We start from the raw sequence: 5,774 nt of genomic DNA, 5'->3' as shown, positions 1-5,774 counted from the left end.
TCGAGACCTTCCAGCAAACGCCCCACGGCCATGCCAAGGCGGTGAAACGGCTCCATGCCCTCCAACCGACCCTCGTGGTCATGGAAGCCACAGGCATCTACTACCTGGATCTCGCCGTCGCCCTGGTCGAGGCCGGCCTGCCCGTGGCCGTCATCAACCCCCGCAGCTTCCGTCACTTTGCCGAACTGAAGCTCCGTGGCAGCAAGACCGACGGCCTGGATGCGGCGCTGCTCGCGGAGTATGGCGAGCGCATGGAACCCCGACGCTGGGTGCCGCCGACCCAGACGCAGTTGGCGCTGCGCGACCTGGGACGCCAGATCAATCGCCTCACGGCCGCGCGTACCCAGGCCAAGAACCGCTTGCACGCCCTGCAGGCCAAGGGCATGACCCTACCGCTGCTGATCGACGACGAGCAGGAGGGCATTGCGTGGCTGGAGCGACGCATCCAACGCCTCACGCAAGCCGCCCAGGCCTTGATCGCCGAGTGTGAAACGCTGGCGGTCCACCACGCCAACATGACCGCCGCCACCGGCATCGGCGACGCCACGGCCATCGCGTTACTGGCCGAGCTGTGTGTGCTGCCCCGGGAGCTGAAGGCGCCACAGGTCAGCCGCTATGCCGGCCTGGACGTACGACTCACGCAGTCCGGTACCAGCGTGAACCGGCCTGCGCGGCTCAGCAAAGCCGGCAATGCCTATTTGCGGGCGGCCCTGTATATGCCGGCCATGTGTGCGGTCCGGCATGATCCGCGGGCCAAGGCGTTCTACGACGCCCTGGTGGCGCGGGGCAAGAAAAAGATCCAGGCCCAATGTGCGGTGATGCGCAAGTACCTCACCGGCCTGTGGGCCTGCATGCAGAGCCAAACCCCATTCGATTCCTCGTTGCTCTTCAGCGATGAGCATATGAACGCTTGAGTCGAAACGGAGTATCTACAGGGGCTTCGTTCCTGCTCATCCCCTATGCTGTGTGTCAGCCAACCTTGCTGTCGGTCTGCCATGCCTGATCCAGGTCAGCGACCCGGCTCTCCACCCCGCCCAGGCTTTCGGCCAGGGAGAATATCCGGCAGCGCTCCAAATGAATTGACACGCGTCTGGGAGAAGAGAAGTATGAATTCGTGACGTTTCGGGCCTTGTGCCCTGTCGTTCTTCCGGAGTTCCTACTGTATGCGCGTTTTTGCCAACCCAGTCGGTTCCGGCTCGCTTTGGTTCGACAACCTCGCTGCCGACGGTACCCCCGTTGCTTACGACCCGCAGGCGCGGGCCTTCCTGCCCATGCCGCCTTTCTGCGTCAACCGGGAGGTCATCGGTTGCAACTGGATCGCTCCTGCACAGGGCGCCTTCTGCCGATCCTGCGCCATGACGGCGCTGGCCCCAGACCCCGCCATACCCGGCGCCATCCCCAACTGGGCGCAAACCGAGGCCGCCAAGCGCTGGGCGCTTGACAATCTCGGCCGCTGGCACTGGTTCCGGCCGGAGGATCCGGGTGCGCGCCCCGTTTTCCACCTGCTCGCCGAGGGTCCGACGCCCGTGCTCATGGGGCATGTCGAGGGCGTGGTGACGATCAGCGTGGCTGAGGCGGACCCGGTCCTGCGCGCAACTCGCCGCCAAGCGCTGGACGAGCCCTACCGCACCATGATCGGACATATGCGCCACGAGATCGCGCATATGCTCTGGTGGCGGCTCAGCCTGCGCGACGATTTCCTCGACGCCTTCCGCGTCATGTTCGGCGACGAACGCGCGGATTACCCCACCGCGCTCCAGCGCCACTACCATGACGGCCCTCCGCCCGATTGGAGGCAGCGCTTCCTGACCACCTACGCCTCCGCGCATCCGCATGAGGACTGGGCCGAGACCGCCGCGCACCTGCTGCACCTGACCGATATTACCGACAGCTTCGTCGCGACGGGCCTGTCCTCGCCTGAACTGCCGAGCCCGGGTTGGGACCCGTATTCGGAACCGGATGCCGAGCGTCTGATCCATGTCGCGGCCTCCCTCACCGTGGGGGTCAATCATGTCAACCGCTCCATGGGGTTGTCGGACCTCTACCCCTTCGTGCTGTCGGACGCCGCGCGCCGTAAGCTCGCCTTCGTGCATGACTGGTTGCGCCGGGGTGCACAGGGGCGTTGACGCGCTGGGTATCCGAGGGGGGATTCGCGGCTAGCTGGTTGAGGTGAGTTCACGAACGAGCGCGATTACGCTGGTCCGATCCTTTCGGATCGCGTGCGGTTGGCTGTGATCTTGCGAATGAACGCACGCCTACTGAGAAATCTATGACAACCGCTACTTGGTTCATATTGATTGGAACGCTGCTACTGGTAGTGGGCTTTACCTTCTCCTATTTCAAAAGAGTGCCCGCTACCTCTGCCATTGTGTATCTGCTTATCGGATTCATTTTTGGGCCCATGGGCTTTGGCTTGTTTCATTTCAATGCACTGGAAGAGTCGGCTTTATTGGAGCTACTGACCGAGATCGCCGTACTTATTTCGTTGTATTGCGCCGGCGTAAAAATGCCAGCGCCGGTGACCTTCAAGCGATGGCGCAATCCCCTGCAACTGGCGGTTGTTTCGATGGCGCTTACCGTCGGATTAGTGGCGCTGTTCGGCTACTACTGGCTCGCTTTGCCCCTTGGGGCTGCCGTGTTGCTAGGTGCCGTGGTCGCGCCGACCGACCCTGTACTGGCGACCGAGGTCCAGGTTCGTCATGCCGATGATACTGACGAACTACGTTTTGCATTGACCTGCGAGGCCGGAATGAATGACGGCAGCGCCTTCCCGTTCGTGATGCTCGGCTTGGGCCTGCTGGGTCTGCATGATCTTGGCGACGCCGGTTGGCGGTGGCTGGCAGTGGATGTGTTCTGGGCAAGCGGTGCAGGTATCGGCATCGGTATCTTGGCGGGCGTTGGTGTCGGTTGGCTGGTAAACAAGATACGCACTACCTTTGTGGGCACTGCCTTTCTGGAAAGCTTTCTCGGCCTGGGGCTGATCGCGCTTGCCTACGGAGTCAGCTTGTTAGTGGATGCCTGGGGCTTTTTGGCCGTGTTCAGTGCCGCGGTGGCTTTGCGCCACACCGAATTGAAGTTGGCCGGCCTCAAACAAGACTACTCGGTACCTGTCGAGACACCCCCGGAAGGTGAACCGCAAGCCATAGTGCACGTGCACGTGAGCGAAAGCTCCTTGGTATTCAACGAGCACCTCGAACGGCTGGCGGAAATCGTGCTGGTTTTACTGATCGGCGGTTCGCTCTTCTGGGATTCCTGGAGTTGGCGAGCCGTTGGCTTCGCGGCGTTTCTGTTTTTTGTCGCCCGCCCCATCAGCGTGCACCTTGGCCTGCTGGGAAGCAGGGCACCCATGCGTATGCGCCACCTCGTGGGCTGGTTTGGCGTCCGTGGTATTGGCTCGCTGTACTATCTGATGTATGCCATCCAACACGGGCTGCCAGAGGGAATAGCACTGGAATTGATACATCTGACCCTGGTGGTGGTTGCCTTATCGATCCTGGTTCACGGGGTCAGCGTAAAGCCCACTATTGCTCGCTATTGGCGTTCGCGGAAGCCTCGGTAATCGCTATAACCTCACGTTGTCATTCTGGTTGACTGTCAGGCAGCTATCCTCACCCCACCAGCCGATTCAATCGGTCTGTTCTCCGCTGCCAGCCTGCAACGCCTGATACAGGTCGGCAACCACGGCGGCGACACCGCTGACGATATCGGAATGGCCCCAGGTACTTGGTGGCGGAGTGCACCACGATATCGAAGCTGAAGTCGAATCCGGCACTCCGCCGGCGGACGTTCTCGAACAGGCGGTAGGAGCCACCGTGGCGGCGATCCGGCGTCAGCCCGGCTTGGCTGTCCATGTCTCCGCGGCCACAGTCGCTCCTGCATTGGTTTTCAACAATAAAATTAAAAAATACTAATTTTCCTTCTCCTCTTCCAAGAACGCCTTCTCCGCCGGGCTTATCTGAAACACCACTACTCGGGCGGGTTTATCTGTCGTATTCAGCGCCCGCATCCTCGCATCCAGCGGTTCGGCAACCGCCTCCCCCGCTTTGATCGTTCTTGTTTCGCCTTCTACCTCGAGTGTCAGCTCACCATCGACGACATACACATAAACGGGACTGGGATGGGTATGCCACGCAGCAGCCGTGTGCGGATCCATCGTCACCCTGACTACCCGCACCTCTTGAGCACCATCGGATAATTCGACTTCCTGTGCCAGCACCTGCTCCAACTCCGAAGCAGGTTTATCGATTTCTGTCAGATCTTGAGCCAACCCCAGTGATGATACGGTTCCGAAAACAGCGGCAGCAGCCAACGTCACCAGTTTCATTATTGTCCTCCCTCCCATTAGGGCAGTGTATGATCCAATGCTATTGCCGCAGCTCAGACACACCGCGACCACAAATTAACTATAGTTCAAGTAGCGCATGATCAACGACACCATCTACCTGGCTGACCAGCCCGCCTTGGGTGTTTGGACGTGTACGATCCGGCCGTCAGAAAAGCCCCTTCTATCGCGCCCACGGGCGCTCCTACCGCCTGGGCGATGCCCCCATTTCCTACAAGGACTTCGTTCCTGACTGTGGGGCGGGGTAGGCGCTTGCTGTCTGCCAGCAGTTGTCTGTCTCTTTTCGGTCACCGGAGCTAACCTGTCACTTATCGCCATTCCCACCTATCGATCGCAGCTAAAGCAGCTCCTACGGCACTTCGTTCCTGACTCGGTGGTAGGGAGGACCGCCTGGGGAGAAATACTCATGAACGACCAATCGACGGCCTGGCAGCACTGGTTCCCATTGATCGAGAAGGCGGTAGGGGATTTGTCGCGCTGCATGTTCGATCAGGTAGGTCTCGCGGCTGGGCACCGCGTTCTGGATCTGGCGACAGGCATCGGCGAGCCCGCCCTGGAGGCCGCCGCACGTGTCGGGCCTGCGGGGCGGGTTCTCGGCGTGGACATCTCGCCGGCGATGATCGACATGGCCCATGTGCGGGCCGAGGCGGCGGGCCTGACGAATGCCGAGTTCCGGGTGATGGATATCGGGGCGCTGTCGCTCCCGGAGAGCTTCGACATCGTGCTCAGTCGTTGCGGCCTGATGTTCGTCGAAGATCTTGGCGCGACCCTCGGAGGAATCCGGCGTGTGCTCGAGCCCGGCGGGCGGATTTCGGCGTCGTTCTGGGCATCGGGGGACGAGACGCCGACGTTGAGCCTGGCGGAAAGAACGGCGCATCGTGTCCTGGGGCTGCCGCCGCCGGACGAGGGCGAGAAGACGCCGTTCGCGCTTTGCGACGTCGCGGCGACCGCCGCGGGGCTGGAAGACGCCGGTTTCGCGGACGTTCGGCTTCAGCGTGTTGCCGTCACCTTCGAGTTCAAGTCGGCCGCGCAGTTCGTCGCCTACCGGGAGGCGCTATCCTCGCGTTTCGTGGCGCCCATGAGCGGGCGGGGCGATCGGGTCCGGGAGAGCATCCTGCAGGCCGTTGTCGAGGCCATCGCACCCTACCAGGAGGCCGACGGGAGGGTGCGTATGGAAAACCAGGCATACAGCCTCTCCGCCGTCAGGCCGTGACGAATACAAGATAAAGGACCGGCGCGCGCCGATCGGCGTTCGGTTTCACCGACCGGGATCCACGTCAGGAAATGGCCGGTATCTTCCTGTTAGGATCTTCTTTACTAGCTTGTTAATCGCGGCTGAAGCCGCTCCTTGTATGTTGACACCATATGAGTTGCTAGAGTTAGGCACCCGTTACCGGGGAGGCCGTCCGCTCCTGGAAGCAGCATCGTCTGA

The 5,774-nt window shown here is 61.5% G+C and carries 6 protein-coding genes; 5 read left to right on the top strand and 1 reads right to left on the bottom strand.

Annotated elements, in window-relative coordinates; all coding sequences use genetic code 11:
• The 4 genes from ACFOEV_RS11200 to ACFOEV_RS11185 form a co-directional block, all read left to right on the top strand.
• Nucleotides 1-914: IS110 family transposase (locus ACFOEV_RS11200; protein ID WP_386773903.1), on the top strand; the 914-nt coding region annotated here is incomplete at its 5' end.
• Nucleotides 915-1,163: 249 nt separating this feature from the next.
• Nucleotides 1,164-2,126 (top strand): zinc-binding metallopeptidase family protein, encoded by a 963-nt coding sequence (locus tag ACFOEV_RS11195; RefSeq protein ID WP_386773901.1) that lies wholly within the window; start codon nucleotides 1,164-1,166, stop codon nucleotides 2,124-2,126.
• Nucleotides 2,127-2,269: 143 nt separating this feature from the next.
• Nucleotides 2,270-3,559, top strand: a complete 1,290-nt coding sequence (locus ACFOEV_RS11190) for a cation:proton antiporter (RefSeq protein WP_386773900.1) — start codon at nucleotides 2,270-2,272, stop codon at nucleotides 3,557-3,559.
• A 175-nt stretch (nucleotides 3,560-3,734) separates the two neighbouring features.
• Nucleotides 3,735-3,911, top strand: a complete 177-nt coding sequence (locus ACFOEV_RS11185; protein ID WP_386773898.1) for a hypothetical protein — start codon at nucleotides 3,735-3,737, stop codon at nucleotides 3,909-3,911.
• Here the strand turns inward: ACFOEV_RS11185 and ACFOEV_RS11180 are convergent.
• Nucleotides 3,908-4,324, bottom strand: a complete 417-nt coding sequence (locus ACFOEV_RS11180; RefSeq protein WP_386773896.1) for a cupin domain-containing protein — start codon at nucleotides 4,322-4,324, stop codon at nucleotides 3,908-3,910. The two genes, ACFOEV_RS11185 and ACFOEV_RS11180, sit on opposite strands and share 4 nt — an antisense overlap.
• 424 nt (nucleotides 4,325-4,748) lie before the next feature.
• Here ACFOEV_RS11180 and ACFOEV_RS11175 point away from each other — a divergent pair, with 424 nt between their 5' ends.
• Nucleotides 4,749-5,555 (top strand): class I SAM-dependent methyltransferase, encoded by an 807-nt coding sequence (locus ACFOEV_RS11175; RefSeq protein WP_386773894.1) that lies wholly within the window; start codon nucleotides 4,749-4,751, stop codon nucleotides 5,553-5,555.
• Nucleotides 5,556-5,774 lie beyond the last annotated feature (219 nt).

It is taken from the genome of Litchfieldella rifensis (assembly GCF_042646605.1).
Taxonomy (GTDB): domain Bacteria; phylum Pseudomonadota; class Gammaproteobacteria; order Pseudomonadales; family Halomonadaceae; genus Litchfieldella; species Litchfieldella rifensis.
The sequence above is the reverse complement of the archived record's forward strand: the minus strand, read 5'-3'. Positions and strand labels throughout refer to the sequence as shown.

What these genes read in the sequence shown, in the direction of transcription:
- ACFOEV_RS11190 (WP_386773900.1), top strand. Translation starts at nt 2,270, where the DNA reads ATGACAACCGCTACTTGGTTCATATTGATTGGAACGCTGCTACTGGTA.
- ACFOEV_RS11195 (WP_386773901.1), top strand. Translation starts at nt 1,164, where the DNA reads ATGCGCGTTTTTGCCAACCCAGTCGGTTCCGGCTCGCTTTGGTTCGAC.
- ACFOEV_RS11180 (WP_386773896.1), bottom strand. Translation starts at nt 4,324, where the DNA reads ATGAAACTGGTGACGTTGGCTGCTGCCGCTGTTTTCGGAACCGTATCA.
- ACFOEV_RS11175 (WP_386773894.1), top strand. Translation starts at nt 4,749, where the DNA reads ATGAACGACCAATCGACGGCCTGGCAGCACTGGTTCCCATTGATCGAG.